This is a genomic window from Allobosea sp. (genome assembly GCF_036675845.1).
GTDB lineage: Bacteria > Pseudomonadota > Alphaproteobacteria > Rhizobiales > Beijerinckiaceae > Allobosea.
This window is the reverse complement of sequence record NZ_JAKFED010000139.1, coordinates 1-25,648: the sequence shown is the minus strand read 5'-3', so window position 1 is coordinate 25,648 and position 25,648 is coordinate 1. Positions and strand designations below refer to the sequence as shown.

Below are 25,648 nucleotides of genomic sequence, written 5' to 3'. Positions count from 1 at the left end.
GGCGGCGCAGGCGCGAAAGCTCCGCCGCGACCGCCTCGCCGGTGCGGACATGGTAATCGGTCGCCGCCAGCGTGGCATGGCCCGTCGCCGCCTCGCCGACGGCGTAGGCGATCTGCCGGACGCCCGGACGTTCGCGCTCCGGCTTCTCCGTGACCAGCGTCACCTCGGCGCCCTCGGCGGCGAGGCGGGCGATCAGGTGAGCGAATTGACCAGATCCGGAACGATGAACGAATAGGACGTGCATGAGGCGAGCAGGATCCCTCCATAGCGGAGCGCGTCGCCCCACCATTGTTCGAGCCGGCGCAGGGTGTCGTGGGTGGTCTGGAGATCGGCGTCGAGATCGATGTCGGGCCCCTGGCCGAACTGGCTGCCCTCGTCGAGCAGGCGCAACCGCTCGCACAGCAACTGCCCCTTCGGCGAGAGCGATATCCGCGCCAAGCGCCGGTCGCGCGGCGAGGCGCCACGATCGAGATAGCCGCTCTCGACCAGCTGCTTGAGATTATAGGAGGCGTTCGAGCCGACATAATGGCCCCGGTCGAGCAGATCGCGCACCGCGATCTCGCCGGCGCCGATGGTGAGCAGCACCATCACCTGCGAAGGCGAGATGTCGTCGACGCCGAGCTTGCTCAGCTCGAGCCGAAGATAGTCGAGGAAGCGCCGGCTGACCCGCTCGATCATGCGCGCCAGCTCCAGTTGCGAGACCAGGGCACGCGCCGCCTGACCCGAATCAGGGTCGCTGCGCCCGGCCGCCTCGCCATGCCCTCCGTTGAAGGCCTTGCCTAGGAATCGATCGCCGACATGCGGTTTCAAATGCATTCCCTACTCCGCCAGATTTCGAAATGGGCAGCCCCCGCGAATCCCTCCGCCCGTCGAATAGCGTAGACGCAAAGCACATGCCACCCCAAATAGCACGCCATTAAGATTTTAACAATTACACTACAGTCATGAACTGTTTCAAAATTTGAAATAGCACATTATTTCGCCATATTCCCCGACATTATCTAAGATATCCCGAGCTCTATTCTGTCATACTAAGGACACGACTTTCGTGCCAAGCTCGTGATCATCAAATCAACCTGCCATCCCGATCACAGGCGCGCAGCCGCCGCTTCCGCGCCCGGAGATATGTATGAAGGTTCCGACTTCGACCGCCGATGCCCTGATCCGGGATCTGCAGCGCTCCTTCACCGGCGGGCTGGCCTATGCCGGCTTCCTCAGCCTGTGCGTCAACATCCTGCTGCTGACCGTGCCGCTGTTTATGCTGCAGGTGCAGGACCGCGTCATCGTCAGCCGCAGCTACGACACATTGACCATGCTGCTGGTGATCGCGGTCGGGGCTCTGATGCTCTATGGCGCGATCGAATTCATCCGTTCGCTGACCTTCCAGACCATGGCGAGCATCTTCGCGCGCCGGCTCAACCTGCCGGCGCTGCAGGCGGCGGTGACGAGCTCGCTCGAGCGCGGATCGGGCCAGGCGACGCAGGCGATCCGCGACCTCAACGACATCCGCACCTTCATCGCGAGCTCGGCGATCGCGACACCGCTGGAAGCCGCCTGGTCGCCGATCTTCCTTGCCGTGCTATTCGCCTTCCATCCGGTCTACGGCCTGGTCGGCGTCGTCTCGCTGCTGGTACTGCTGATCCTCGGCTTCCTGGCCGACGTGCTGACGAGGCGGACGCTCAAGGAAGCCAATGAAGAGGGCGTCGCCTCGATCAACGAGGTCGGCGCAAGCCTGCGCCATGCCGAGACGATCGAGGCGATGGGCATGCTGCCGGCGCTGGCGACGCGCTGGCGCACCGGGCAGATCGCGATGCTCGAGCATCTCGATCTCGGCATGGCCCGCGGCAAGTTCATCGCCGCGCTGACCCGCTCCAGCCGAATGACGATGCAGCTCGCGATCTATGCGACCGGCGCCGTGCTGATCATCCGCAACGAGGTCTCGGTCGGCACGCTGATGGCGGCCAGCATCCTGCTCGGGCGCCTGCTCGCCCCGTTCGATTCGATGATCACCGACTGGCGGCAATGGGTCACGGCGGCCCAGGCCTGGAAGCGGGTACGCGAGCTGCTGCAGGCGCGCGCCTCGCAGCGCCAGAGCGTGCCGACACCGGCGACGCAGGGAGACCTCGTCGTCGACCGGGCGATCTATGCGCCGCAGGGCGCCGAGCAGACGATCATCAAGGGCGTCTCCTTCACGCTCGAGCCCGGCGAGGTTCTGGGTGTCGTCGGCCCCTCCGGCGCCGGAAAATCGACGCTGGCGCGGCTGCTCGTCGGCGTGCTCAAGCCCAATGCCGGCGGCGTCTATCTCGACGGCCACAACGCCTATCTCTGGGAGCGCGGCTCCTTCGGCGCCATGGTCGGCTACCTGCCGCAATCGGTTTCGCTGCTCAACGGCACCATCGCCGAGAACATCGCGCGGATGCGCAAGCCCGATCCGCACGCCATCCTCGAAGCGGCGCGCATCGCCGGCGTGCACGAGCTGATCGGCCGGCTACCGCTCGGCTACGACACCAATGTCGCCGACGGCGACTTCAAGCTCTCCGGCGGCCAGCGCCAGCGCATCGGCCTGGCGCGGGCGCTCTACGGGTCGCCGCGGCTGATCGTGCTCGACGAGCCCAACGCCAATCTCGACGCCGAGGGCGAGCAGGGCCTGATCCGGGCGATCAACGCCGCCCGCGAAAGCGGCGCCATCGTCGTGCTCATCGCGCATCGGCCCTCGGTGATGCAGGTGGTCGACAAGATCCTGGTGCTGCGCGACGGCCGCGTCGCGCAGTTCGGCCCGCGCTCGGCCATCGCCGGCATGATCACCCCCGGCGGCGTGGTCGAGCTCGAATCGGCAAAGCCCACCGTCCGCGAGGTCAGCGCATGAGCAAATTGCCGATGCTGCGCAAACCCGGCACCGCCCTGGTGCCGCTGGCGCCCGAGGCCGAGCCCGAGGAGCGGACCCCCTCGCTGCGCAACCTCATCCTCGCCGGCGTCGCCGCCGTGGCGATCGGCTTCGGCGGCTTCAGCGCCTGGGCGATCACTGCCCGGCTCGACAATGCCGCGGTCGCCATCGGCACCGTCATCGTCGACAGCAAGCGCAAGACCGTCAGCCATCTCGAAGGCGGCATCCTGAAGATGCTGCTCAAGGCCGAAGGCGAGCGTGTCGCCAAGGACGAACCGCTGCTCCGACTGGAGGATGCCCACGCGCGCGCCGAGCTGCAGCAATTGCAGGGCAAGCGCGTCGGCCTCGAGGCGAAGCTCGCCCGGCTCAAGGCCGAGCAGGGCGACCTCCCGCAGATCACCTTCCCAAAGGATATCGACGAGGCCCATACGCCGATCGCACGCGAGGTCATCACCGCCGAGCGGACGCTGTTCCACGCCCGGGCGAAGGTCCATGACGGCAAGGTCAGCATCCAGCGGCGCGTGATCGAGCAGCATCAGGCCGAGGCCGAGGCCCTCCAGGCCCAGATCGACGCCGTGCGCTACCAGCGCACGCTGATCGACGAGGAGGTGCGCACGGTCGCCGATCTCTACGAGAAGCGCTACGCCAAGCGCTCCCAGCTCGTCGAGCTCCAGACCAAGCAGAGCGAGCTCAGTGGCCGCGCCGGCGAGATCGCCGCCCGCAAGGCCAAGGCCGAGCAGGCGGTCGCCGGCGCCAATCTCGAGATCCTCTCGATCGGCCTCGAGCGCCAGAGCGAGATCGCCAAGGACCTGCAGGACAGCCAGCTCCAGCTTTCCGAGGTGGTCGAGCGCATCGTCCAGGCCGAGGATGTGCTGCGCCGGCTCGTCGTCACGGCGCCGCAGGAAGGCATCGTCGCCAATATCCGGATGCGCACCGCCGGCAGCGCCATCGCGGCGGGCGATCCGATCCTCGACATCGTGCCCGAGCAGGAGCCGCTGATCGTCGAAGCCAAGGTCGATCCGCGCGACATCGATTCGGTGCGGGTCGGCGCCGAGACGCGGATCCGGCTGACCGCCTTCAATGCGCGCCTGCTGCCGCCGCTGCTGGCGAAGGTCAGCTATGTCGCGGCCGACCAGCTCATCGACGAGAAGACCGGCAACGCCTACTTCATCGTCCGCGCCGAGATCACGCCCGAGAGCCTGAGCGAGCACAAGATCACGCTCCATGCCGGCATGGCGGCCGAGGTACTGATCGTCAACGGCAGGCGCTTCGCCGCCGACTACCTGCTCTCGCCCTTCAAGGACAGCTTCAACCGTGCCTTCCGGGAGGATTGATTTCACCAGCCCGACCAAACGCTTGCGCCGATCCGGCGAATTCGAACCGAATTCGGGATCGGAATGAATCTATAAACACTTCAAAATCTGAAACAACATCGGTTTGAATTCCATCATTCACTAGTATATTAAAAGTCTAAAACCATATTGCATCGCAAAAAGGTCACAATAAATTCCTTGCTGCGTCGCATATATTGGCTAGTCTTCCGACCGTCGAGCGATGACGCCTTCTTTAGCCGTCATCGGAAACGCACCTTGATCCAGCGCCTCACGCGGCCGTGATCCGCAATGCTGGTGGTGCTCCCAAAATACCGAGGAGATGACAAATGGCCACGATCGAAGGAAGTGCATTCGACGACTTTTTGATTGGTAGCCGGTTCAGCGATGTGATCAACGCCGGCGCCGGCGATGACATCGCCAAGGGCGGCAATGGGGACGATTCCATCTTCGGTGAGGACGGCGACGACCTGATCTATGGCGACAACGGCGACGACTTCGCCTCCGGCGGCGAAGGCGACGATGCCCTGTTCGGCGGCAATGGGGACGATGTCCTCTCCGGCGATGCCGGCGATGACGCCCTGTTCGGCGGCAGGGGCGACGATGTCCTCTCCGGCGGCGCCGACAACGATATCCTGCGCGGCGATGCCGGTGACGACGTGCTGCGCGGCGGCGAAGGCAACGACATCCTGCAGGGCGGCCAAGGCGATGACGTCCTGCAGGGCGGCAATGGCGACGACCTGCTCCAGGGCGGCAAGGGCGACGACCTGCTCCAGGGCGGCGCCGGCAACGACGTCCTCGATGGCGGCGCCGGCAACGACGTGCTCCAGGGCGGCGCGGGGGACGACCTGCTCTTCGCCGGAGCGGGCGACGACGTCCTTTCCGGCGGCGCCGGCAGCGACACCTTCGTCTTCAGTGGCGGCGGCGGCAACGATGTCGTGCTCGATTTCGAGGCCGGCTCCGACGTTCTGCAGATCGCCTCGGGCATCAACGGCACCGATATCGGCTCGGCCGAGGACGTGGCGGCCCGTGCGACCACGGTTGGCGGCAACACCGTCATCGACCTTGGCGACGGCGACACGCTGACCCTGGTCGGCGTCACCGCCGAAGACGTCCAGAGCGACCCGGGCTCCTATTTCACGGTGGCCTGACGAAACGCGGCACCGGCCCTGCGGCCGGTGCCGCCCCCCTTCCCTGCCGGATCTCGCATGATGCTAACCCTCGCGCCTGCGCCCATCGCGGACGGCCTGAGCCCGCAGCTGCACCTCTCGCGGCTGAGCGGCTCCGTCTTCCTGCTGAGCTGGACCATCGACGCCCCGGTGCTCGCCCGCCCCGGCATCGCGCTCGCTGCCCGCGGCAAGCGGCTGGCCTCGGCCTCGCTGGCACTCGGCCTCGGCGACGGACGCATGCGCGTCGTCGTCGCCTTCCGCCATGCCGGCCAAGGCGAGCTCGTCGCAACGCTGTCCGATGACGGCCCGGGCGGCGATATCACCGCGCGCTTCGATCCCGACCTCGTCCACGCCATGGCCGAAGCCGGCGAGATCGCGCACGGCACCACGCCGGCCGCGCGGCGCATGCTCGCCAACGCGCTGATCGGCCATTGGCCGAGCCTGTTCGGCCTCGGCGAGACCGCGAGCTACCTGACCTTCCTGCGCCAGTTCCTGCTTCTCTTGGCCCGCAACCCCGCCCCCGCCACCCCGGTCGCGCGGCTGGGCGAAGGCAAGGTGCTGATCGAATCCTCGGCCCCCGGCCGACTCGCCGCGCTGCGCGGCGCCTATCGGCTCGATGGCGGCGGCCTTTCCCGCCTCGCCTGCCGGCCGCGGCTGGGAGCCATCGACCGTGCCGGGGTGCGGCCGCTGCACCTGATCGTCGACGAATTCCCGGCGCAGGCCGGCGGACTGCTGATCCTGCAGGGCGATTCCGGCCTCGTCGTCCGCGCCGTCTCGGCGCGCCCCGCCATCCCCTCGCTCGGCCGCTGGTGGAACGGCAAGGCGAGCAGCCGCGACGGTTTGCGGAGCTGGCTGGTCGAGCAGCTTTCCGAATTGTCCGAGCAGGGCCGGCTGCTGGCCATCGAGATGCAACGCCGCCTGCCGCTCGCCGTCCAGAATGTGCGGCGCAATGACGACCTGCCCTCGGCCGAGCTCGATCTCGCCGTCTCGACCCCGGCCGGGCTGCTGCTCGGCGGCTGGTATCGCGACCCCGAGGGCCTGCTCGACGAGCTGCTGCTGCATCGCGGCGAGGGCGAGCCGACGCCGATCCTCGACCGGCTCGAACGCTTCCCGGCGCTGCTGCCCGGCGTCGCAAGCGGCGGAGCGAGGCCGGCGACCGGATTCGCCGCGCTGGTGCCGGGCTATGCCGGCGGCGCCCCGGTGCTGCAGCCGCGGGCCGAGCTCCGGCTGAGATCCGGCACCTCGCTCTCCCTGCGGCCGGCGCTGCAGCCGGCCGATACGGTCGCCATCCGGGCACGGGTGCTGGCCGCCATCCCGCCGCAGCATCTCAGCGCCGAAATCCTGGAGCGGACGCTGGCGCCGGTGCTGGCCGCCTGCCAGCAGCAATTGCGCGAGAGCCTGCCCGAAGCGCGGCTGAAGCGTTTCGGCAAGGGGCCGCCCAACCCGGCCGTCTCGGTGGTGATCCCGCTCTATCGCGTCTACGAATTCCTGCGCATCCAGATCGCCGCCTTCGCGGCGGACGCCTGGTTCGCCGGCGAGGCCGAGCTGATCTATGTGCTCGATTCGCCCGAGCACGAGGCCGAGGTCGCGCATCTGCTGGGTGGGCTGTTCCTTGCCTACGGCCTGCCGATGCAGCTCGTGGTGATGGGCCGCAATGGCGGCTTCTCGGCCGCCTGCAATGCCGGCGCCGCCATGGCCCGCGGCGAGGCGCTGGCGCTGGTCAATTCCGACGTGATCCCGGCCGGCGACGGCTGGCTGCCGGCGCTGGTGCGCAGGCTCGACCGGCACAACCGCATCGGCGCGGTCGGTCCGAAACTGCTCTATGACGACGGTTCGTTGCAGCATGCCGGGCTCTACTTCAAGCGCGACAGCAAAGGCACCTGGCTCAACCATCATTACTTCAAGGGCATGCCCGGCAATTACGGCCCGGCCAATGTCGAGCGGCCGGTGCCCGGCGTCACCGGCGCCTGCATCGTGCTGCCGCGGACGCTGTTCCTCGAGGTCGGCGGCTTCGACGATGGCTATGTCATCGGCGATTACGAGGACAGCGATCTTTGCCTGAAGATCGGCCGGGCCGGGCTCGGCATCGTCTATGTGCCCGGCGTTGCGCTCTACCATCTCGAGCGCCAGTCGATCTCGAAGAGCCTCGACTACACCCGCGGCGTCGCCTCGCAGCACAATGCCTGGCTCCAGACCAGGCGCTGGGACCAGCAGATCGAGGCGCTGATGACCGCCGTCGACGGCCCTGCCGGCGCAGTGGTCGCTCCGAGGCCGGAACAGGCGTTCCCGCACGAGCCCCAGTTCCTTTCCCGCGCTAACCTCCGGAGAGCGACAGCGGCATGACGGCGACCTTGGCCTTGAGACAGAACCCGCTGGAACCGGCCCCGGCTTTCGACCCGGCGGCGGCGGAGCTCGACTGGCTGATGCGCCAGCTCCAGAGCAACCGCTTCCTGCCGCATCCGCCGCCCGACTCGATCTTCGTCGGCGACGGCGATTATCGCGCGATCGGGGCGGAGTTCCTCGGCCATTTCGTCAGGCTCGGCCGGCTGCAGCCGCATGAGCGGGTCTTCGACATCGGCTGTGGCATCGGCCGCATGGCGGTGCCGCTGACCCAGTATCTCGACCCCGAGCGCGGCAGCTATGACGGCGTCGATCCGGTGATGGACGGCATCCTCTGGTGCGCTCAGACGATCACGCCGGCCTATCCGCGCTTCCACTTCCAGCGCCTCGACATCGCCCACCCGCTCTACAACCCGCAGGGCTCGCTGCCCGGCATCGAGGTGCAGTTCGGCTTCCCGAACCAAAGCTTCGACTTCATCACCATGACCTCGGTGGCGACGCATCTGCCGCCCGATGAGCTCGTAGTCTATCTCAACGAGGCGGCGCGCCTGCTGGCGCCGGGCGGCCGGCTCTTCCTCACCGCCTTCGCCATCGACGGCGAGCGCAGCGGCCAGGAGCGGCTGCAGTTCCGGCGCTGGGGCGAGGGACCGGGCTGGTATGCGATCGAGGAGGCGCCGCTCGCCGCCGCCGGCATCGACGCCAGCTTCCTGCTCGAACGGGCAACCGAGGCCGGGCTTGCGGTCGAGCGGCTCAGCCCCGGCCATTGGCGCGGCGTCAGCGCGGCGCATTACCAGGACCTGCTGATCGCGGTGAAGCCGGGAGCGGCGCGATGAGCCGGCGCATCCTGGTCGTCGCCCACAACCATCCCGCGCTGCATCCGGGCGGGACGGAGATCTTCGCCCACGACCTGGCGCAGGCCTATCGCGAGCAGGGCTGCGAGGTGCTGTTTCTCGGCGCGACCAACGCCATCCACCGCGAGCCGCATCCGGGCACCGCCTTCCAGGCGACCGGCGAGGATGGCGACCTCCTGCTGTGGAGCGGCCATTTCGACCGCTTCCATCTCAGCCAGATCGACCATTACGGCACCTTGCAGGATCTCGGCACGCTGCTCACCGAGTTCCGGCCGGACGTGATCCATGTCCACCATCTCGTGCTGATCGGCGCAGAGTTCCTGGCGCTGGCACGGCGCCTGCTGCCGCAGGCCACGCTGGTGATGACGCTGCACGACTATTACCCGATCTGCCATCATGACGGGCTGATGGTCCGCGCCGGCGACCGGCAGCGCTGCACGGCCGCGACGCCCGCCGCCTGCCATTCCTGCTTCCCCGAGATCGGCGCCGACCGCTTCCTGCTGCGCGAGCGCTTCCTGAAGACGCATCTTTCCGCCGTCGACCGGTTCATTGCGCCGAGCCGCTTCCTGCGCCAGCGCTATATCGACTGGGGGCTTTCGCCGGAGAAGATCGAGGTCGTCGCCAATGCGCGGCCGGCGCAATTGCCGACCCCGCACCGGCACACCCATGGCGCCCGCAGCCGCTTCGGCTATTTCGGCAACCTCAATCCCTGGAAAGGCGTGCTGCCGCTGCTGCAGGCGGCAAAGCTGCTGCACCAGTCCGGCGAGCCCGGCATCGAGTTGCGCATCCATGGCGGCGCGCCGTTCCAGAGTGAAGCTTTCACCTCCGCTCTGGACAAGGCGCTGGCCGAGGCCGGCGCGAACGTCATCCATAGCGGCCCCTATCGCCGCGAGGAGATGCCGGGGCTGATGGCCGAGATCGACTGGGTGGTGATGCCCTCGATCTGGTACGAGAACGCCCCGCTCGTCATCCAGGAAGCCTTCCAGCACCGGCGGCCGGTGATCGCCAGCGGCATCGGCGGCATGGCCGAGATGGTCCGCGACGGCGTCGACGGGCTGCATGCGCGCCCGGGCGACGCCGGCCAGCTCGCCGCCACCTTGCGGCGCGCCGCAAGCGAGGACGGGCTCTGGCAGCGGCTGGTCGAGAACATCAAACCCCAACCCGGCATGGCCGACTGCGCGCAGGCCCATCTCGCGCTGTTCGACCGGCTCAAACTGGCGGAGGCGGCATGACAATGACGCAGAACTCCGAGGACAGCGCCGCCGTGGCCGAGATCACGCCGGCGCGCCTCAACGGCCGCGTCGATGCGCTCGACGGCAACCGGCTGCATGGCTGGATCTGGGACGAGGCGAGGCCGGAGGAGCGGCTGGTGGTGCGCCTGCTGCGCGGCGGCGTCCCCGTGCAGGAGGCGATCGCCGATCAGAGCCGCATCGACCTGCGCCGCAACGGCATCGGCGACGGCAGGCACGCCTTCGCCATGGAACTCGACGATCGCGTCGCCGCCGCGCGCGCCGATCTTGTCATCGTCGGCGTCTCGCCGAGCACCGGCGCCGAGCTCGAACTGCGCCTGCCGCCGCCGGCCGAACTCGCGGCGGAAGCTGCCATCGCCGTGCCGCTGGCGCGCTTCTTCGACCGGGTCGAGGCGCTGATCGCGCTGCAGAGGCGCTCGCAGCTGACCCAGAAGGAGCTGCTCGACAAGGTCGGCGAGCTCGGCCTGCGGCTGACGGAGTACCGCCTGCGCGAGCAGGAGGCGAAGCAGTCGGACGAAGCCGAGGGCAAGGTCTCGATCGCCGCCCGCCTGGCCGAGCTCGACGTCTTCCAGATGCGCTTCGACCAGACGCTGAAGAGCTTCGACGACCGGCTGGTCGCGATCCGCAAGGAAGCACGGGCGCCGCTGCGGCAGGTCACCGTCATCCTCGGCTTCCTCTCCGGCCTCGCCGCGCTGCTCTCCTTCGTCACCCTCGCCGTGACGCTGACCGGAGGCTGAGCGATGAACGAGGTCATCATCCCGCAGCAGACCAGGGTCAGCCCGGCGCCGACCGTGGCCTGGACGCCGCTCGGCGAGAACGCGATCCTGATCATGAGTGCCTGCGACGCCATCCCCGGCAAGGTGCCGGTCGCGGTCGACGGCAACCCGCGCAACAAGGTGCAGACCATGGCGCTGACCTGGCGCCGGCCGCAGGCCGATGCCTCGCAGGCCGTCGGCTTCCTGTGCCTGGCGCCGGCCCCCTCGCCCGACCGCGCCGGCGGCGGCGCGATCCTGCTCGGCCGGCCCGGCCGGCCGCTGCGGCTGATCCTGGCGGCCAAGCCCCTGCCCTTGCAGGCCTTCCTCGCGGCGCTGGCCGACGAGGCCGGCCAGTCCTTCCCGACCGTGGTCGACGGGCTGCTCGAGGTGCTGCTCGCCGGCAAATCGAATCCGCGGCGGCTGCGCGCCGTCGGCATGCTGTTGCAATCGGTGGCCAAGCCCGGCGGCTTCATCGAGGTGATGGGGCCGCAGGATGACGGCGTCTTCGTGCAGGGCTGGACCTCGAACTTCACCGCCGGCCGAACCCAGCTGCTGATCGCCCATGGCGGGCTCTCGCCCGCCGTGCTGGAGGCCGGCATCTTCGAGCGCGACGATCTCGGCGAGGGCGCGCGCGGCTTCTTCGGCCTGCTGGAGGAGTGCGAGATCCGCCATCCCAGCGAGATCGAGCGGCTGTTCTTCCGCGGCAATGACGGCTGGCGGGCGCTGGAGGTCTATGAGCGCCATGTCCTGCTCGAGCCGGTGACCGTGCCCGGCCATCTGCGCGACGGGCTGCAGCGCGGCAGCGCGCCGCCGGCGACCAGCGAGAAGCTCAAGCGCGCCTCGCAGCGCTTCGACGGGCGCGACACGGTCTGCCTGCTCGAGCAGCCGGTGCGTGCCGGCATCGACGACGCCACGATCGTCGAAGGCACCGGCGTCCTGATCATCGGCTGGCTGTTCGACCCCGAGCGCAAGGTCGCCGCCGCGACCCTGCGCAGCGGCTCGCAATCCTGCCCGCTCGACAAGTCCTGGACACGGGTGTCGCGGCCGGACGTCGCGGCGGCTTTCCTTGAGGACCCGCGCTTCGGCCCGGCGCTGGCCGGCAGCCGCAACAGCCATGGCTTCATCGTCTTCGCGCCGAAGCTCGATCCCGAGCCGGGGCAGCCGCTTTATATCGAGTTCGAGATCGAGGGCCAGGGCCCGGCCTTCCTGCCGCTCACCCCGGGGCGAGCGCCGGCGCGCCGCGCGCTGGAGCGGGTCTTCGGCCTGCTCGACCCGCGCTCTTCCACCGCGACCTCGGTCGTCGAGAAGCAGATCGCCCCCGCTTTGCAGGCTGCCGAGATCGCGCCGCCGCGGGCAGTCGAGAGCCACGACATCGGCAGCTTCAACGCCGATGCGGCGCTCGGCCTCGTCATCGGGCTCGACCATCGCCAGCGCGAGCTTTCCAGCCTGTTCGCCCTGCTCGCGATCGACCCGGAAGTGCGGCGGCTGCCGATCGTGGTGGCGGCGCCGGGCGAGAGCTTCGACCGGCTCGGCGCCGAGGCGAGGCGGCTTGCCCGCTTCTACGGGCTTTCGATCCGGCTGGTGCTGGTCGAAGGCGTCGAGGATAGCTGCGACGCGCTGGAAGCGGGCCTGCGCGCCTGCCGCTTCCAGACCGCCGCCCTGCTCTCCGGCGCGGCCCAGATCCGCATGCCCGGCTGGCTCGGCCGGCTGGAGCGGGCCTATCGCGGCCGCGGCGGGCAATGCGTCGCCAGCCCTACCCTGCTGTTCGAGGACAACTCGATCCGCTGGGCCGGCGCCTGGCTCGAAGGCGAGGGGACGGAGCGGCGAGTCTACAACCGTTTCGTCGGCTATCCGCTGGAGGCGATCGGCAGCCTGGGCCCGATGGAGGTCGCGGCCGGGGCGACCGAATGCTGCGTGCTCTCGCGCGCCGCCTTCATCGAGGCCGGCGGCTTCTCGCGCAATTACTTCACCACCGGCGAAAAGGGGCTCGACCTCTGCCTGAAGCTCAGGATGCACGGCGCGCCGTCGCTCTGGGTGCCGGAGGTCGAGATCTACGTGGTCGAGGACGGCGAGGCGGCGCGCCCGCCGACCGGCGTGCTCGCCAGCCTCGCCGACCGCGCTTCCTTCGACCGGCGCTGGGCGCTGGCCATCTCCAACATGAGAGGATGAGCATGCGTATCCTCGTCGTCTCGCACGGCCACCCCTCCTTCTCGCTCGGCGGCGCCGAGGTCGCGTCCTACAACCTGCACAAGGGTTTCCAGGCCTGCGAGAGCGTCGACACGCATTATCTCGCCCGCGTCGGCGCGCCGACGCCGCGCCACGCCGGCACGGCCCTGATGAGCCTGCGCCAGCGCGGCGGCGAGCTGCTCTACTACGCCGAGGAATACGACCACTTCCTGCTCTCGAACCGGGCGACGGAGGAGATCGAGCGCGACTTCGTGCGGGTGCTGCGCGACCTGAAGCCGGATGTGGTGCATTTCCACCATTTCATCGGGCTCGGGCTGGAATGCCTGTTCGCGGTGCGCGACACGCTGCCCGATGCGCTGATCGTCGTGACCTTCCACGAATATCTCTCGATCTGCCATCACCACGGCCAGATGGTGAAGACCGGCGCCTTCAAGCTCTGCTACCGGGCCTCGCCGAGCGACTGCAACGCCTGCTTCCCCGAGATCGCGCCGGCCCGCTTCCTGGCGCGCGAGACCTTCATCAAGGGCATCCTCAATCTCGCCGACCATTTCGTCTCGCCGAGCCGCTTCCTGGCCGAGCGCTACCAGCAATGGGGACTGGCGGCCGAACGTTTCTCGGTGATCGAGAACGGCATCGACGTCGCCGAGGCGGCGCCGCCGCGGCCGCTGGCCGAGGCCGGCGGGCGGCGTTCGCGCTTCGCCTATTTCGGCCAGCTCACCCCCTATAAGGGCGCCGACGTGCTGCTCGACGCCGTCACCCGGATTCCCGACTCGGTCTGGGGCGAGGATTCGGTCCTTTTGGTCTATGGCGGCAATCTCGAGCGCCAGCCGCAGGCCTATCAGGACAAATTCGCCGCCCTGGTCGAGGCCGCCGGCCGGCGCGTGCGCTTCTGCGGCGCCTTCCAGAACCACGAGATGCCGAACCTGATGCGTTCGGTCGACTGGGTGGTGATGCCCTCGGTCTGGTGGGAGAATTCGCCGATCGTGATCCAGGAGGCCTTCTTCCACGGCAGGCCGATCCTCTCCAGCAATCTCGGCGGCATGGCCGAGAAGATCACCGACGAGGTCGACGGGCTGCATTTCCGCTCCAGCAGCCCCGAGGATCTGGTCGACTGCATGACCCGCGCACTGAGCGAGCCCGGGCTATGGGAGCGCCTGCGCTCCGGCATCAAGAAGCCGCTCAGCCATGTCGACTGCGCCGCGACGCATCTTTCGCTCTACCAGCGCCTGATCGCCGAACGAGGCATGCCGGCTCCGGCCAACCGCGCCGCCACGCCGATGATCGCGTGAGCAAAGCGGACAGAACAAGGGAGAACGCAACCATGGCCCGCATCCTCGTCATGAGCCCGTCGGGAGAGGTCTACGATCACGACAATGTCCGCTGGTACGAGCACAGCCAGCTGCAGAGTCACATCGAGCACTACCACAATATCGGCGACGCCTTCGTCTTCGATTCCTCGTTGAAGCTGCTCAACTTCGAGCGGCTCGAGGAACTGCCGATCGCCAGCTTCGATCCGGCCATGATCGACCGGCTCAACGCCGAGTTCGACTACGTCTTCCTGCGCGGCTCGAACTATGTCCACGCCGAGATGGACTGGGGCCGCACCGCCGAGGTGCTGCGCCGGCTGAAGCTGCCGGTGATCGCCTTCGGCATCGGCGCGCAGGCCCCGGTCAGCGGCAAGCTGGAACTGAGCGAGGACACCAGGACGGTGCTGAAGCTGATCGCCGATTCGACCGCCTCGGTCGGCGTGCGCGGCACCTATTCGGCCGAGGTGCTGAACGGGCTCGGCATCAAGAATGTCCGGATCATCGGCTGCCCGACCGCCTTCCGCAACAACAAGCCGGACCTCGCCATCCGCCTGCCGGCGCTCGACAGCGTCAAACAGGTCGGCGTGACGCTGCGCCGCGAGGTCTCGAAGGCCTATGCCAAGGACATCGGCCGCTACCTGACCTTCCACCGCGACCTGGTGAAGGCGATGGCGGCGCGCTTCGAGGTCACGCTGATGGCGCAGGGCGAGATCGAGGAGAAGAAGCTCGCGCTGGGTACGCCCGCGCAGAAGCAGGAGGCGATGGCCGCCCTGCGTGAGAACGCCTGGGCGACCGAATGGTATCTCGACCCGCAGATGGACGAGCTCTACCGCAACCGGATGTTCTATTCGGACGTGGTCGCCGAATACGAGCAGCTCGTGCGCAGGCTCGACCTCGTGCTCGGCTACCGGCTGCACGGCAATCTGATGGCGCTCTCCAATGGCACGCCGTCGATCTACTTCACCTATGACAGCCGGACCGTCGAATTCGCCGAGACCTTCCGGATTCCCAGCGTCGACGTCTTCGACAGCAAGGAATTCAGGCTGGAGGAATATTGGGAGCAGGCCCGCTTCGACCGCTTCAACGCAGCCTATGGCAGCGTCTACCGGGCGATGAGCGCCTTCCTCAGCGAGAACAAGGTCGACCACAAGATGGCCAAGTCTGGGGCCCAGCCTGCCGCCGAGCCCGAGCGGAAGGTGGCATGAGGTTGCAGCATACACAGATCGTGCTTCGTCGAGGCTGCGGAACCGCGACAAGCCCTCTCCCCCGGAACGGGGGAGAGGGCTCCCGCGCCTCATCGGCAAGGCCGAAGGGGCTGCGAGCGGTCCAATGCACCGGCATGGGTTCAGCGCTGCGCGGAGCCGCGGCGGCGACAACATTTCTGCTGCTCGCCACGCCCTTCGCCGCGCTCGCAGAGGCGCCGGGCTACCGGCTCGTCGTGGCGCCCGATGCGCAGGAGGAGACGGTCGTCTCCTGGGCCGGCGAACGCTGCGAGGAGTGGGATGTGCCGGACGCGCCGCTGCGCGCCTTCCGCGACGACAAGGGCGAGGTGGTCGCCTTCGCCAGCCATCATCGCGGCCGGCCGCTGATCGGCGGCGACCTCGCCTCGATCAGGAAGAGCTGCGCGATCTCCTTCCAGGCCAAGAACAGCGCGGACCCGGCCGAATTCAGCGACAAGAGCTGGATCGCGGCGACCTGGACCGGCAATGGCCGCCAGGTCCAGGCACTGATCCACGCCGAGTACCATGCCGACAAGCATGCCGGCGCCTGCCGCTTCAAGGACGCGATGAGCTGCTGGTACAATGTCGTGACGGCCGCCCGGTCGAACGATGGCGGGCGCAGCTTCAAGACCGACGAGCCGCGCACGCTGATCGCCGCGCCGGCCTTCCGCCAGGATGTCGGCCAGGGCCGGCATCGCGGCTTCTTCAACCCGTCCAACATCGTCCAGAAGGACGGTGCCTGGTATGCACTGATCGCCACCACCGGCGGCGAGGGCCAGAAGAGCGGCGTCTGCCTGTTCCGGACGACCGACATCAAGGACGCGACCGCCTGGCGGGCCTATGACGGCAGCGATTTCAGCATCCGCGCGCTCGACCCCTATCGCGAAGATGTCAGCCAGGCCAAGCCTTGCCAGCCGCTCAAGCCGCTGCCGACCACGGTCGGCTCGGTCACCCGGCACGAGGCGAGCGGGCAATGGCTGGCGATCTTCCATCTCGGCCCGGACCCGAGCCAGGGCATCACCGGCGGGCGCGTCGCCTATAGCTGGTCCAGCGACCTCAAGCGCTGGTCACCGCTGCAGACGCTGATGGTCCACCCGACGATGTGGAGCAAGAACTGCGGCGACAAGCAGCGCTATGCCTATGGCGCCGTCGCCGACCCCGATTCGTCCTCGCGCAACTTCGAGACGACCGACGACGAGGCCTTTCTGTTCATGAGCAAGATGCGCGTCGCCGACTGCAAGGTCGGGCCACAGCGCGACCTGGTACGCGTCAAGGTGCGGATCGTGCCGGAAACCCAGCGGAGCACACCGTGAAGATCCTGCGCGCCACCACCAACGAGATCGTCGTCTCCGTCACCCGCAAACCGGAAGGTAGCTGGCCGGCGCTGACCCTGAAGCTCGACGGAAACGACTACGCCACGATCCACTCCGCCGCCCTGGTCGCCGGCGATGCGAGCCAGGCCGAGCTGACCATTCCGCTGCCAAGGTTGCCCGGTGGGCGCCCCCACTCGGTCGCGGTCGCCGACGCAGAAACGGGCGCGCTCGCCCCGGGTTCGAACCTGCGTCCGATCGCGACCGAGACCAAATTGCGGGCGCTGGTGGTCTACCCCGCCGGCGAGGTCTACGAGCACGACAAGGTGCGCTGGTACCGCGCGCCGATGGAGAAGCTGCTCGCCGACTATTTCAACATCGGCGACATGATCGTCTACGACTCGACACTGAAGCTCCTGCGCTATGCGCATCTCGAGCCGATGAAGATCATGAGCCCGACCGAGGCCGACATCGAGCGCTATGCCAGCGAGTTCGACTATGTCTTCGTGCGCGGCTCGAACTTCATCCACGAGAAGATGGAGTGGTTCCGGGCCGTCGAGGTGCTGGAGAGAGTGAAGCTGCCGGTCTACGCCATCGGCGTCGGCGCGCAGGCGAGCCAGAACCGGAAGATCGAGCTTTCGGAGGGCTCCAGGCGCTTCTGGTCGATCGTCGCCGAGCGCTCCGCCGCGATCGGCGTGCGCGGCGCCTTCTCGGCCGAGACGCTGCGCCAGAACGGCATCAAAAACGTCGAGGTGGTCGGCTGCCCCTCGATCTTCCGCACCCGCAATCGCGATCTGCAGATCCGCGTGCCGGACCAGCGCGAGATCCGCAAGGTCGCCTTCAGCCTCAGGCGCGAGGCCGACCACAGCTACACCGCCGACCCCGAAGCCTATCTGCGCAAGCAGAAGGCCGCCCTGCTCAAGGTCGACGGCCAGAGCGAGATGGTGATGTCCTCGCATGGCGAGCAGGAGGAGAAGGCCTTCTTCCTGCGCGACGAGGCGGCGAAGCAGAAGGCGGTTGCCGAGTTCGTCCGGACCAAATGGTGGGACGGGCCGGACGACCAGGCGATGCGCCGGATCTACGAGAAGCAGCTCTTCTCCTTCTTCGATGTCGAGCACTACGACCAGTTCGCGCAAGGCCTCGACCTTGCGGTCGGCTACCGCGTCCACGGCGTCCTGCCGGCGGTGGCGCATGGCGTGCCGGGCGTGCTCGTCGCCTATGACACGCGCAGCCAGGAACTGGCCGAAACGCTGAAGATCCCCATCGTTCCGGAGGCAGCGCTCGCCGAGGGCGGCTGGCGCGCCGTCTACCAGGAGGCGGCGCTGAACGGACTTTCGAAGAGCTACGCCCATTCCTACGACCGGATGCGGGACTTCCTCGAGAAGAACGGCGTTCCCCACCGGATGTGAACGAGGCGACCTCGGCGAGGAAGAGGCGCGCGAGCGCCCGCAAGGACCGCAACCCTCAGGCCGAAGACCTTTCCCAGCAACAGGAGACGTGGACGATGAAAATCGAATACGACGCAGGCACGGCGCTCTCGATCATGCGCAGCAATCCGGTCCGCGGCTGGATCTCGGGCAAGCCCGAGCGCATGGCCAAGGAGCGGCTGACGACCGGCGATTTCCTCAAGGTCGAGCATCGGCCGAAATTCCCGATCGACCCGTCCTGGCCGATCTTCACCATGGGTTCCTGCTTCGCGCGCGAGGTCGAGAACATCCTGATGATGCGCGGGCTGCCTTTGCTGCTTCGCGGCCATGGCGTGCCGGCCGAGCATTTCGAGAGCTGGAACGAGGAGAGCGGGCGCGGCGGCGGCGCCAACCGCGGCGAGCTTTCCCGCGGCGCACTCAACAAATACTCGGTCCGCTCGATGGCGCATGAGCTGAAGCGCGTGCTCCTCGATGAGAGCTACCCGGACGAAGGGCTGATCGAGCTTGCGTCCGGGCAATGGTTCGATCCGCATGCCAGCGGCCTCAGGCTGCTCGGCCGCGACGAGGCCTTCGCCAACCGCCAGCGCCTGCTGGCGGCGACCTCGACGATCAAGGACGCCCGCATCTGCTTCTTCACGCTCGGCCTGACCGAGACCTGGCTGGATTCGCAGACCGGGCTGGCGATGAACATCCACCCCGGCCCCAACTGGCTGGCACGGATGCCGGAGCGCTTCCGCTTCGTCGACTACGGCTATGACGCGACGCTGTCCGACATGCTGGAGATCATCGAGCTGGTGCGCGCGCACTGCCATCCCGAGATGCGCTTCATCGTCACCGTCTCGCCGGTGCCGCTGGGCGCGACCTTCAAGGAGGCCGACGTCATCGTCGCCAATAGCGGCTCGAAATCGGTGCTGCGCGCGGTCGCGGAAGAGCTCTACCGGCGCTTCGACTTCGTCGACTACTTCCCGAGCTACGAGATCGTGCTCAACTCGCCGCGCGCCATCGCCTTCGAGGAAGACCAGCTCCACGTGGCCCGCAATATGGTCGCCCAGGTGATGACGACCTTCCAGGAGAGCTATCTCACCCCGGCAGCGCAGTCGCAGGCCGCCTGAGCGGGGGTCGTCAGTTCGGCTGCGGCGCGAGCTGGGTTCCGCCGCAGACATGCAGCACGTCGCCGGTGATGAAGGCGGCGCGCTCTGACGCCAGGAAGGCGATGGCGCCGGCGACGTCCTCAGGCGTACCGAGCCGGCCGAGCGGCGACATCCTGCGGAACGAGGCGGCGAGCCCGGCATCCTCTTCGACGATCTTCGTGTTGAAGGGCGTGTTGAGGAAGCTTGGCGCCACCGCGTTGACGCGGATATTGTCCGGCCCCAGTTGCACGGCGAGCACCCGCGTCAGGCCGATCAGCCCCGACTTGCTCGAAGTGTAGGCGACACCGGTGCCGCTGAGATAGACGCGCGAGGCGACGTTGACGATGCTGCCGCCGCCGCTCGCCTTGAGCAGCGGCTGGGCCTCCTGGCAGAGCAGCATCGGCACGGTGAGATTCATCGCCAGGACCGCGTTCCAGGCGGCGAGGTCGACCGCTCCGATCCTGGACGCACCGGTCTTGCCGGCATTGTTGACGAGGCAATCGAGCCGGCCGAAGCGCTGTTCCACCGTGCCCATCAGATTGCGGCAGGCCGTTGGATCGCTGAGGTCGACGGCCTCCGCCACGGCCTCGACGCCATGGTCGCGGCGGATCTCGGCGCAGATCGCCTTCGCCCGCTCATGGGCGATGTCGGCGAGCACGACGGAAAAGCCGTCGCTGGCCAGCAGACGAGCGGCAGCCGCGCCGACGGCGCCGGCGCCGCCGGTGATCAGGGCAGTTTTCATCGGTTGGTCTCCGGAAGCATCGGGTCAGGAAGCTGCGCCGCCCCCTGACGGGGAAGGCAGCGCCCTCACCTTTGCCAGGGCATCAGCCGGCGCTGCAGCCATTGCAGGCCATAGGTGAGGAGGACGCCCATCATCATCACCACGACGAGGCCGGCATACATCTTCTCCGGGTTCAGCACCTCCCAGTAATAGAAGGTGATGTAGCCGACGCCCTGCTTGGCGCGCAGGAACTCGACCGAGATGATGACGATCATCGCCGTGCCGAGCGCGAGGCGAAGGCCGGCGAAGATCACCGGCATGGCGCCGGGGATGATGACATGGCGCATCATCTGCCAGCCATTGGCGCCGTAGTTCTGCCCGGCCATGAGGTAGACCTTGTCGATGCCGCGCACGCCCGCCATCGTGTTGATCGTCATCAGGATGAAGACCGCGAGCGCGACGACGACGATCTTCGGCCCCTCGCCGAACGGGTCGGCGAACATCAGCATGACGATCGGGAAGATCGCGATCTTGGGCAGGACATAAATCGCCGAGAGCGTGGTATCGAGCATCAGCCGCACGGTCTGGTTCATGCCCATCACCACCCCGAGCAGGATGCCGGGGATGGCACCGAGGACGAAGCCGGCGAAGACGCGCCCGATCGTCGCGAGCACATGGCTCTCGGAGAGCAGCTTGCCGACGCCGGCCATGCCGTCGGCGGCGAAGACCTCGGGGATCAGCCAGGGCCGGCCGATCAGGCTCGTGCCCGAGAAGCGATCATAGCGCACGATCATGTCCCAGAGGCCGGCCGCGATCCGCGTCGGCTGCGGGAACCAGGTCGGGTTGATCAGCCCGTAATCGCCGGCGAACTGCCAGACCAGCAGGACGAGCGCCGGGAAGCCGAGCGCCAGCGTGCGCTCATAGGCAGCCCGCCCGCGCACCGGCACGAGGCGGCCGATGCGCTCGCAGATCAGCACCAGGAGGATGAAGCTCGCCCCGATCGCCGGCCAGGCGAAGCTTTGCCAGAGGCCGGCCGCCGCCAGCACGGCGTGGAGCGCCAGGCCGGCAGCCGCCAGCAGCAGGATGGCGCGGCGCTCGGCATTGAAGGCCGGCGCCGCCTGGCTCTGGGCCGGCGGCAGATCGCGCGCGGATGCGACGGTCATTGCTGCGCCTCCATGGCCCGGGTGACTTCCGCGCTGAGCATTTCCCAGATCTGGGCGCGATACTCGGCGAAGCGCGGCAGGTTGGTCGTCGCGATGCTGCGCGGGCGCGGCAGGTCGATCTTGAAGGTGGCGAGATGGCGGCCGGGCTGGGCGCTCATCAGGATGACCCGGTCGCCGAGCAGCACGGCCTCGTCGAGGCTGTGGGTGATGTAGACCACGGTCTTGCGGGTCTCCTCCCAGATCCGCAGCAATTCCTCCTGCAGGACGACGCGGGTCTGGGCGTCGAGCGCGCCCAGCGGCTCGTCCATCAGCAGCACTTCCGGATCGTTGGCGAGCGCCCGGATGATGCTGACGCGCTGCTTCATGCCGCCCGAGATCTGATGCGGGTAGTAGTCGGCGAATTTCGAGAGGCCGACCCGGTCGAGCCAGTAGCGGGCGGTATCGAGCCGCTCCTTGCGGCCGATGCCGCGCATCTGCAGCCCGAAGGCGACGTTGTCGGCGACCGTCTTCCACGGGAAGATCGCATATTCCTGGAAGACGACGCTGTTCAGCGGCTTGCCGGCGCTAGCGCCCGGGCGGATCGCGATCGAGCCGAGCGAGATGCTTTCGAGCCCGGCCAGCATGCGCAGGAAGGTCGACTTGCCGCAGCCGGACGGGCCGACGATGCAGACGAACTCGCCATCGGCAACGTCGAGCGAGAAATCCTCGAGCGCGACCATGGTGCCGTCCATGGTCGGATAATGCTTGCTGACATTGCGGGCGCCGATCTTCGGCGCGCCGCCCGGTTGCGTTGCGGTGCTCATGGGCGTGCTCCTTCCGGCGCGGGTTGCCAGCCCGCGCCGCTGCCATCGGCTCAGTTGGTGGGCGCCTTGCCGAGCAGCTCGATCGCCTTGGTGACGAAACGCGTATCGACGACTTTCGCCATGTCGAGCGGCTTGTCGTATTCGGTGCGGCCGTTCTCGCGATGCACGCGCTCGAGATCGGCGAGCCCGTCGACGGGGATCGCGACATTGGGGTCGTAGACCGCGGGGCTCCCGGTGCGCAGCCCCTCGACGGTCGAGGCGGTGTACTTCATGTAGGCGTCGATATTGGGCTGGGAGAGATAGTCGGGCCCCTGCATCAGGCGGGCGGCCTCGGCCATGGCGAGCACGAAGCGCTGGGCGGCCTCGGGCCGTTCCTTGACGAACTTGCCGGAGCCGACGAAGGCGACGGTCATCAGCCCGGGGGTGATGTCCTGCATCAGCAGCGTGCCGGTTCCTGCCTTGAGGATCTGGTCGGAATAGGGCGAGCTCAGCAGCACGGCGTCGACCGACTTCGTCTCGATTGCGGCCGGCAAATCGGCATTGCCGATGTTCATCAGCTGCACGTCGCGGATGGTCAGCTTGGCGGTCTCGAGCGCCTTGCTGATGAAGTATTCGGCACCGCTGCCGGGGCCGCCCGCACCGCCGATGCGCCGGCCCTTGAGATCGGCGACGGTCTTCACCGCGCCGCTGTCGATCAGGTCCTTGCGGACGATGAACTTGGTCGGCCCGTCCTTCATCGGGTCGAGCGCGCCGGGCGCGATCACCCGGATGTCGAGCCCGCGATTCCAGGCGGCCCAGAGCGAAGCGACGATCGAGATGCCGCCGACATCGACGCTGCCCTTGTCGAGGAAGGCGATCGCCTCGGTGCCGGACTTGACGGTGTCGAGCTTGACGTCGAGCCCGTACTTCTTGAACAGCCCGCGCGATTCCGCGACATAGACCGTCGCGAACTTCAGGATCGGCACATAGGCGACCCGCACCGCCTGCGGCGGGTCGAGCGGCGCAAGCGCCGGCGCCTGGGCCGCAGCCGGGCCTGCGACGCCGGCCAGCCAGATCAAGGAGGCCGCAGCCCAGAAGCTGCGCCAGCGCGCGAAATTCCCAATCATCGTTTCACTCCCCGTGGTCTTCTGGTTGCCGGCGACCGCGATGCCGCCGGATTGGTTCGAACTTGCCAGGCGGCCGCCGTTCGGGATCGTGAACCGATCCGGCAGGCCGCACAACCGGTCGATCAGCTTTCGGCCATCTCGCGAACCTCGTTGAGGAAGGCGCCCTGGCTCGCGAGCTTGCCGCGCAATTCGGCGATCGGCACCTCGGCAAGGCGAAGACCGCGATCGGCGGCGATCGCGCCTGCGACCCCGGCGGCATGGCCGGTCAGCCAGCATTGCGGAATCTCGCGCATGAAGGAATGGCTGGTGGCGTCGCAGGAGAGATGGCGCCCCGGCGCCAGCAGCCCCTCGATCTCGCGCGGCACGATCGCGCCATAGGGCACCGAGACGTTCTTGAACTTCGGCGAGAGCGACGGCGAGACGCCGATCTCATCCGGCGCGATCCGGCCATCCCAGTCCGCCCGCACCAGCTTGCCCTGCCCGACCAGGCGGCGGCCATGGCGGACGCCGAGCTGGGGACCCGACAGCATGATGAAGGCATCGCCGAAACCGGGCGCATGAGCCCGGTAGAAGGCAAGATGCTCCAGCATGATCTGGTGGCTGCGGATCTCGACCTCGGAAAGATCCTCGACCTTGAGCGCCGAATAGCCGGCGAAGCGCGGCCCCATGAAGACCGCGATGTCGTCGCGCCAGGAGACGGAAGGCTTTTCGAAGAAGCGCAGCTTCTCGCGGCCCTGCGCCATGAACTCAGCGAACTGCCCCGATGTCTCGGAGCGGAAGCGCAGGAACGCCTTCATGTCGACGCCGCCGAAGAGCCAGCTGGTGTTCATGCAGCCATGGATGTCGCGCAGGTCGACCTCGGTGTCGAAGCCGGAGCCGGCCCGGGCATAAAGATCGCCGTCGCCGGTGGCGTCGATCGTGACCTTGGCGAGGATGGCGCGGCGGCCCTCCTTGCTCTCGAAGCTGCAACCGATGACGCGCCGGCTCTCCAGCAGCGGCGCCGCTCCCCAGGCATGGAAGATCGGGTGGATGCCGGCCTCCAGCACCATGGCGAGCGATTCGGCCTTGAGCCATTCCGGGTCGAGGGTCGGCGAATGGGTCACCATGCCGTTGAAGGCGGCGGTGCGCAGGGCCCAATGGGCGACGCGCTCGGGGTCCTTCGAGCCCCATTCGGCCGGGGACGGGCCGGCGATCATGTCGCGGGTCAGCCGCCCCAGCAATTCCTCGGCGAAGCCGCGGATGACATGGTTGCCGTTCCAGTCGGTCATCCGGTCGATCCAGATGACGAGACCGCCGGTGGAGAGCCCGCCGAGATGGTTGTAGCGCTCGAGCAGCACGACATCGGCGCCGAGCCTGGCGGCAGCGACGGCAGCGGCCGTGCCGGCCGGTCCGCCGCCGACGACGAGGACGTCGCATTCGGTGTGGACGGGAAGCTCGCGCGCCGGCTCCGCAATGGTGCGGTTCGAGGGCGGGCGCCGGTCGAGCTTCTGCGTGTCGAAGGTCTCGGACTGGAAGAACAGCCGTCCGCCTTCGCCTTCCATCGATCCCATATCCGGTTTCCTCTCCGGCCCTGACGGGCCACGGCGCTGCGGCTGCGCCGTGGCCCGGTCCGCACGCCGCGAATGCTGATTTTGAGCCAGCGTAAGGCGAAGGCCAGCCGGTGTTCAAATGAATTTGACCGGTCTATTGATGAGCCAGATTGATCAATCGAAAGTGGCGCGATGGACGTATCCGGGCTCGAGGCCTTCATCCAGATCGCCGAATGCGGCAGCTTCCGCCGCGCCGCCGAGGCGATGCGGCTGTCGCAGACGGCGCTCAGCCACCGCATCAAGAAGCTGGAGCAGGATGTCGGGGTGACGCTGTTCCAGCGCACGACGCGCAGCCTGACCCTGACCCAGGCCGGACAAGACTTCTTCCCGAAGGCGCGCGACGCGCTGATGCGACTGAATCGGCTCTATGAAGGACTGAAGCGGGAGGGCCGGCAGGCGCGCGAACGGGTCAGCGTCGGCTGCCTCGGCTCGGTCGGCGAGCGCTTCCTGCCCGGCGTGCTGCGCGAATTCCGCCAGCGCTATCCACGCGTCAACGTCGTGATCTACGACGAGCCGGCCCAGGCACTGCGCGACCGGGTCGCGAATGGTGACGTCCAGTTCGCCCTGACCATCCTCGGAGCCCAGCTCTGGACGCAGAAATCGCGCGCCCTGTTCGAGGAGGATTTCGTCGCCGCCGTGCCGGCCGGCCATCCGCTCGCCGAGCGCAGCGAGTTGAGCTGGGCCGACCTCGTCGGCCATCCGCTGGCGCGGGTCTCGACTACCACCAGCCACGGCTTCATCCTGAGCGAGAGTCTGAGCAAGTTCGGCGACAGGCTCGACTGGGCCTATGAGGTGCAGCGCGTCAACATGGCGGTGCGCTTCGTGGTGACCGGGATCGCGATCACCGTGCTGCCGCGCATGGCGATCCCGCTCAGCGACGAATTGCGCGTCATCCCGATCACCACGCCGCTGATCAAGCGCACCATCGGCATCATCTCGCGCAATGACGGGCCGCTCTCGGCGCCGGCGCAGCATCTGCAGCGCATGCTGCTGCGGGCGATCGCCCAGGGGCAGGAGGCGGCAGCGGCCGGTTGAGCCTTGTTCAACCGAGGGGGCGGTCGAGCCTGGCGACCTCGTCGAGCTCTTCCCGGTCGAGCAGATAGGC

Annotated in this window: 20 protein-coding genes; 14 read left to right on the top strand and 6 right to left on the bottom strand. The window is 68.0% G+C overall.

Annotated features, from left to right (window positions below; translation table 11 throughout):
• Positions 1 to 192 precede the first annotated feature (192 nt).
• Positions 193 to 816, bottom strand: coding sequence for a MarR family transcriptional regulator (locus V6M56_RS14605; protein ID WP_332684838.1), 624 nt, complete (start codon positions 814 to 816; stop codon positions 193 to 195).
• Positions 817 to 1,129: 313 nt separating this feature from the next.
• Between V6M56_RS14605 and V6M56_RS14600 the strand changes: the two genes are divergently transcribed.
• From V6M56_RS14600 to V6M56_RS14540, 13 genes are all read left to right on the top strand, one after another.
• On the top strand, positions 1,130 to 2,866 hold the full coding sequence (locus tag V6M56_RS14600; RefSeq protein ID WP_332684837.1) for a type I secretion system permease/ATPase: 1,737 nt from the start codon (positions 1,130 to 1,132) through the stop codon (positions 2,864 to 2,866).
• Entirely contained in the window at positions 2,863 to 4,218 is a 1,356-nt protein-coding gene (locus V6M56_RS14595) for an HlyD family type I secretion periplasmic adaptor subunit (RefSeq protein ID WP_332684836.1), read from the top strand. Before V6M56_RS14600 ends, V6M56_RS14595 begins: the two co-directional genes overlap by 4 nt.
• 326 nt (positions 4,219 to 4,544) lie before the next feature.
• Positions 4,545 to 5,366 (top strand): calcium-binding protein, encoded by an 822-nt coding sequence (locus tag V6M56_RS14590; RefSeq protein ID WP_332684835.1) that lies wholly within the window; start codon positions 4,545 to 4,547, stop codon positions 5,364 to 5,366.
• Between the two features lie 57 nt (positions 5,367 to 5,423).
• The gene (locus tag V6M56_RS14585; protein ID WP_332684834.1) at positions 5,424 to 7,727 is read left to right on the top strand and encodes a glycosyltransferase; all 2,304 of its coding nucleotides are present in this window, start codon (positions 5,424 to 5,426) and stop codon (positions 7,725 to 7,727) included.
• Positions 7,724 to 8,557, top strand: a complete 834-nt coding sequence (locus V6M56_RS14580) for a class I SAM-dependent methyltransferase (RefSeq protein ID WP_332684833.1) — start codon at positions 7,724 to 7,726, stop codon at positions 8,555 to 8,557. Before V6M56_RS14585 ends, V6M56_RS14580 begins: the two co-directional genes overlap by 4 nt.
• A complete protein-coding gene (locus V6M56_RS14575) occupies positions 8,554 to 9,807 on the top strand; it encodes a glycosyltransferase family 4 protein (RefSeq protein WP_332684832.1) in 1,254 nt (417 codons plus the stop codon). Before V6M56_RS14580 ends, V6M56_RS14575 begins: the two co-directional genes overlap by 4 nt.
• Positions 9,804 to 10,562, top strand: a complete 759-nt coding sequence (locus V6M56_RS14570; RefSeq protein WP_332684831.1) for a hypothetical protein — start codon at positions 9,804 to 9,806, stop codon at positions 10,560 to 10,562. The genes V6M56_RS14575 and V6M56_RS14570 overlap by 4 nt, the downstream gene beginning before the upstream one ends.
• 3 nt (positions 10,563 to 10,565) lie before the next feature.
• Positions 10,566 to 12,749, top strand: coding sequence for a glycosyltransferase family 2 protein (locus V6M56_RS14565; protein ID WP_332684829.1), 2,184 nt, complete (start codon positions 10,566 to 10,568; stop codon positions 12,747 to 12,749).
• Positions 12,746 to 14,056, top strand: coding sequence for a glycosyltransferase family 4 protein (locus V6M56_RS14560; RefSeq protein WP_332684828.1), 1,311 nt, complete (start codon positions 12,746 to 12,748; stop codon positions 14,054 to 14,056). The genes V6M56_RS14565 and V6M56_RS14560 overlap by 4 nt, the downstream gene beginning before the upstream one ends.
• A gap of 32 nt (positions 14,057 to 14,088) precedes the next feature.
• Entirely contained in the window at positions 14,089 to 15,279 is a 1,191-nt protein-coding gene (locus V6M56_RS14555) for a polysaccharide pyruvyl transferase family protein (RefSeq protein WP_332684827.1), read from the top strand.
• A 134-nt stretch (positions 15,280 to 15,413) separates the two neighbouring features.
• Positions 15,414 to 16,607, top strand: coding sequence for a hypothetical protein (locus V6M56_RS14550; RefSeq protein ID WP_332684826.1), 1,194 nt, complete (start codon positions 15,414 to 15,416; stop codon positions 16,605 to 16,607).
• A complete protein-coding gene (locus tag V6M56_RS14545; RefSeq protein WP_332684825.1) occupies positions 16,604 to 18,013 on the top strand; it encodes a polysaccharide pyruvyl transferase family protein in 1,410 nt (469 codons plus the stop codon). The genes V6M56_RS14550 and V6M56_RS14545 overlap by 4 nt, the downstream gene beginning before the upstream one ends.
• A gap of 95 nt (positions 18,014 to 18,108) precedes the next feature.
• Positions 18,109 to 19,143, top strand: coding sequence for a GSCFA domain-containing protein (locus tag V6M56_RS14540; protein ID WP_332684824.1), 1,035 nt, complete (start codon positions 18,109 to 18,111; stop codon positions 19,141 to 19,143).
• 10 nt (positions 19,144 to 19,153) lie between these two features.
• Here the strand turns inward: V6M56_RS14540 and V6M56_RS14535 are convergent, their stop codons facing one another.
• The 5 genes from V6M56_RS14535 to V6M56_RS14515 form a co-directional block, all read right to left on the bottom strand.
• Positions 19,154 to 19,903, bottom strand: a complete 750-nt coding sequence (locus V6M56_RS14535; RefSeq protein ID WP_332684823.1) for an SDR family NAD(P)-dependent oxidoreductase — start codon at positions 19,901 to 19,903, stop codon at positions 19,154 to 19,156.
• Positions 19,904 to 19,968: 65 nt separating this feature from the next.
• Entirely contained in the window at positions 19,969 to 21,045 is a 1,077-nt protein-coding gene (locus V6M56_RS14530; RefSeq protein WP_332684822.1) for an ABC transporter permease, read from the bottom strand.
• Complete coding sequence (locus V6M56_RS14525) at positions 21,042 to 21,848, bottom strand: ABC transporter ATP-binding protein (RefSeq protein WP_332684820.1); 807 nt, start codon at positions 21,846 to 21,848, stop codon at positions 21,042 to 21,044. Before V6M56_RS14525 ends, V6M56_RS14530 begins: the two co-directional genes overlap by 4 nt.
• 50 nt (positions 21,849 to 21,898) lie before the next feature.
• The gene (locus tag V6M56_RS14520; protein ID WP_332684819.1) at positions 21,899 to 22,954 is read right to left on the bottom strand and encodes an ABC transporter substrate-binding protein; all 1,056 of its coding nucleotides are present in this window, start codon (positions 22,952 to 22,954) and stop codon (positions 21,899 to 21,901) included.
• Between the two features lie 122 nt (positions 22,955 to 23,076).
• The gene (locus V6M56_RS14515) at positions 23,077 to 24,504 is read right to left on the bottom strand and encodes an FAD-dependent oxidoreductase (RefSeq protein ID WP_332684818.1); all 1,428 of its coding nucleotides are present in this window, start codon (positions 24,502 to 24,504) and stop codon (positions 23,077 to 23,079) included.
• 171 nt (positions 24,505 to 24,675) lie between these two features.
• On the opposite strand from V6M56_RS14515, the gene V6M56_RS14510 reads away from it, so the two are divergent.
• Entirely contained in the window at positions 24,676 to 25,578 is a 903-nt protein-coding gene (locus V6M56_RS14510) for a LysR family transcriptional regulator (protein WP_332684817.1), read from the top strand.
• Positions 25,579 to 25,648: the final 70 nt, after the last annotated feature.

What these genes read in the sequence shown, in the direction of transcription:
- V6M56_RS14575 (WP_332684832.1), top strand. Translation starts at nt 8,554, where the DNA reads ATGAGCCGGCGCATCCTGGTCGTCGCCCACAACCATCCCGCGCTGCAT.
- V6M56_RS14580 (WP_332684833.1), top strand. Translation starts at nt 7,724, where the DNA reads ATGACGGCGACCTTGGCCTTGAGACAGAACCCGCTGGAACCGGCCCCG.
- V6M56_RS14525 (WP_332684820.1), bottom strand. Translation starts at nt 21,848, where the DNA reads ATGAGCACCGCAACGCAACCGGGCGGCGCGCCGAAGATCGGCGCCCGC.
- V6M56_RS14560 (WP_332684828.1), top strand. Translation starts at nt 12,746, where the DNA reads ATGAGCATGCGTATCCTCGTCGTCTCGCACGGCCACCCCTCCTTCTCG.
- V6M56_RS14550 (WP_332684826.1), top strand. Translation starts at nt 15,414, where the DNA reads ATGGGTTCAGCGCTGCGCGGAGCCGCGGCGGCGACAACATTTCTGCTG.
- V6M56_RS14600 (WP_332684837.1), top strand. Translation starts at nt 1,130, where the DNA reads ATGAAGGTTCCGACTTCGACCGCCGATGCCCTGATCCGGGATCTGCAG.
- V6M56_RS14585 (WP_332684834.1), top strand. Translation starts at nt 5,424, where the DNA reads ATGATGCTAACCCTCGCGCCTGCGCCCATCGCGGACGGCCTGAGCCCG.
- V6M56_RS14530 (WP_332684822.1), bottom strand. Translation starts at nt 21,045, where the DNA reads ATGACCGTCGCATCCGCGCGCGATCTGCCGCCGGCCCAGAGCCAGGCG.
- V6M56_RS14540 (WP_332684824.1), top strand. Translation starts at nt 18,109, where the DNA reads ATGAAAATCGAATACGACGCAGGCACGGCGCTCTCGATCATGCGCAGC.
- V6M56_RS14595 (WP_332684836.1), top strand. Translation starts at nt 2,863, where the DNA reads ATGAGCAAATTGCCGATGCTGCGCAAACCCGGCACCGCCCTGGTGCCG.
- V6M56_RS14535 (WP_332684823.1), bottom strand. Translation starts at nt 19,903, where the DNA reads ATGAAAACTGCCCTGATCACCGGCGGCGCCGGCGCCGTCGGCGCGGCT.
- V6M56_RS14565 (WP_332684829.1), top strand. Translation starts at nt 10,566, where the DNA reads ATGAACGAGGTCATCATCCCGCAGCAGACCAGGGTCAGCCCGGCGCCG.
- V6M56_RS14605 (WP_332684838.1), bottom strand. Translation starts at nt 816, where the DNA reads ATGCATTTGAAACCGCATGTCGGCGATCGATTCCTAGGCAAGGCCTTC.
- V6M56_RS14570 (WP_332684831.1), top strand. Translation starts at nt 9,804, where the DNA reads ATGACAATGACGCAGAACTCCGAGGACAGCGCCGCCGTGGCCGAGATC.
- V6M56_RS14515 (WP_332684818.1), bottom strand. Translation starts at nt 24,504, where the DNA reads ATGGGATCGATGGAAGGCGAAGGCGGACGGCTGTTCTTCCAGTCCGAG.
- V6M56_RS14590 (WP_332684835.1), top strand. Translation starts at nt 4,545, where the DNA reads ATGGCCACGATCGAAGGAAGTGCATTCGACGACTTTTTGATTGGTAGC.
- V6M56_RS14555 (WP_332684827.1), top strand. Translation starts at nt 14,089, where the DNA reads ATGGCCCGCATCCTCGTCATGAGCCCGTCGGGAGAGGTCTACGATCAC.
- V6M56_RS14510 (WP_332684817.1), top strand. Translation starts at nt 24,676, where the DNA reads ATGGACGTATCCGGGCTCGAGGCCTTCATCCAGATCGCCGAATGCGGC.
- V6M56_RS14520 (WP_332684819.1), bottom strand. Translation starts at nt 22,954, where the DNA reads ATGATTGGGAATTTCGCGCGCTGGCGCAGCTTCTGGGCTGCGGCCTCC.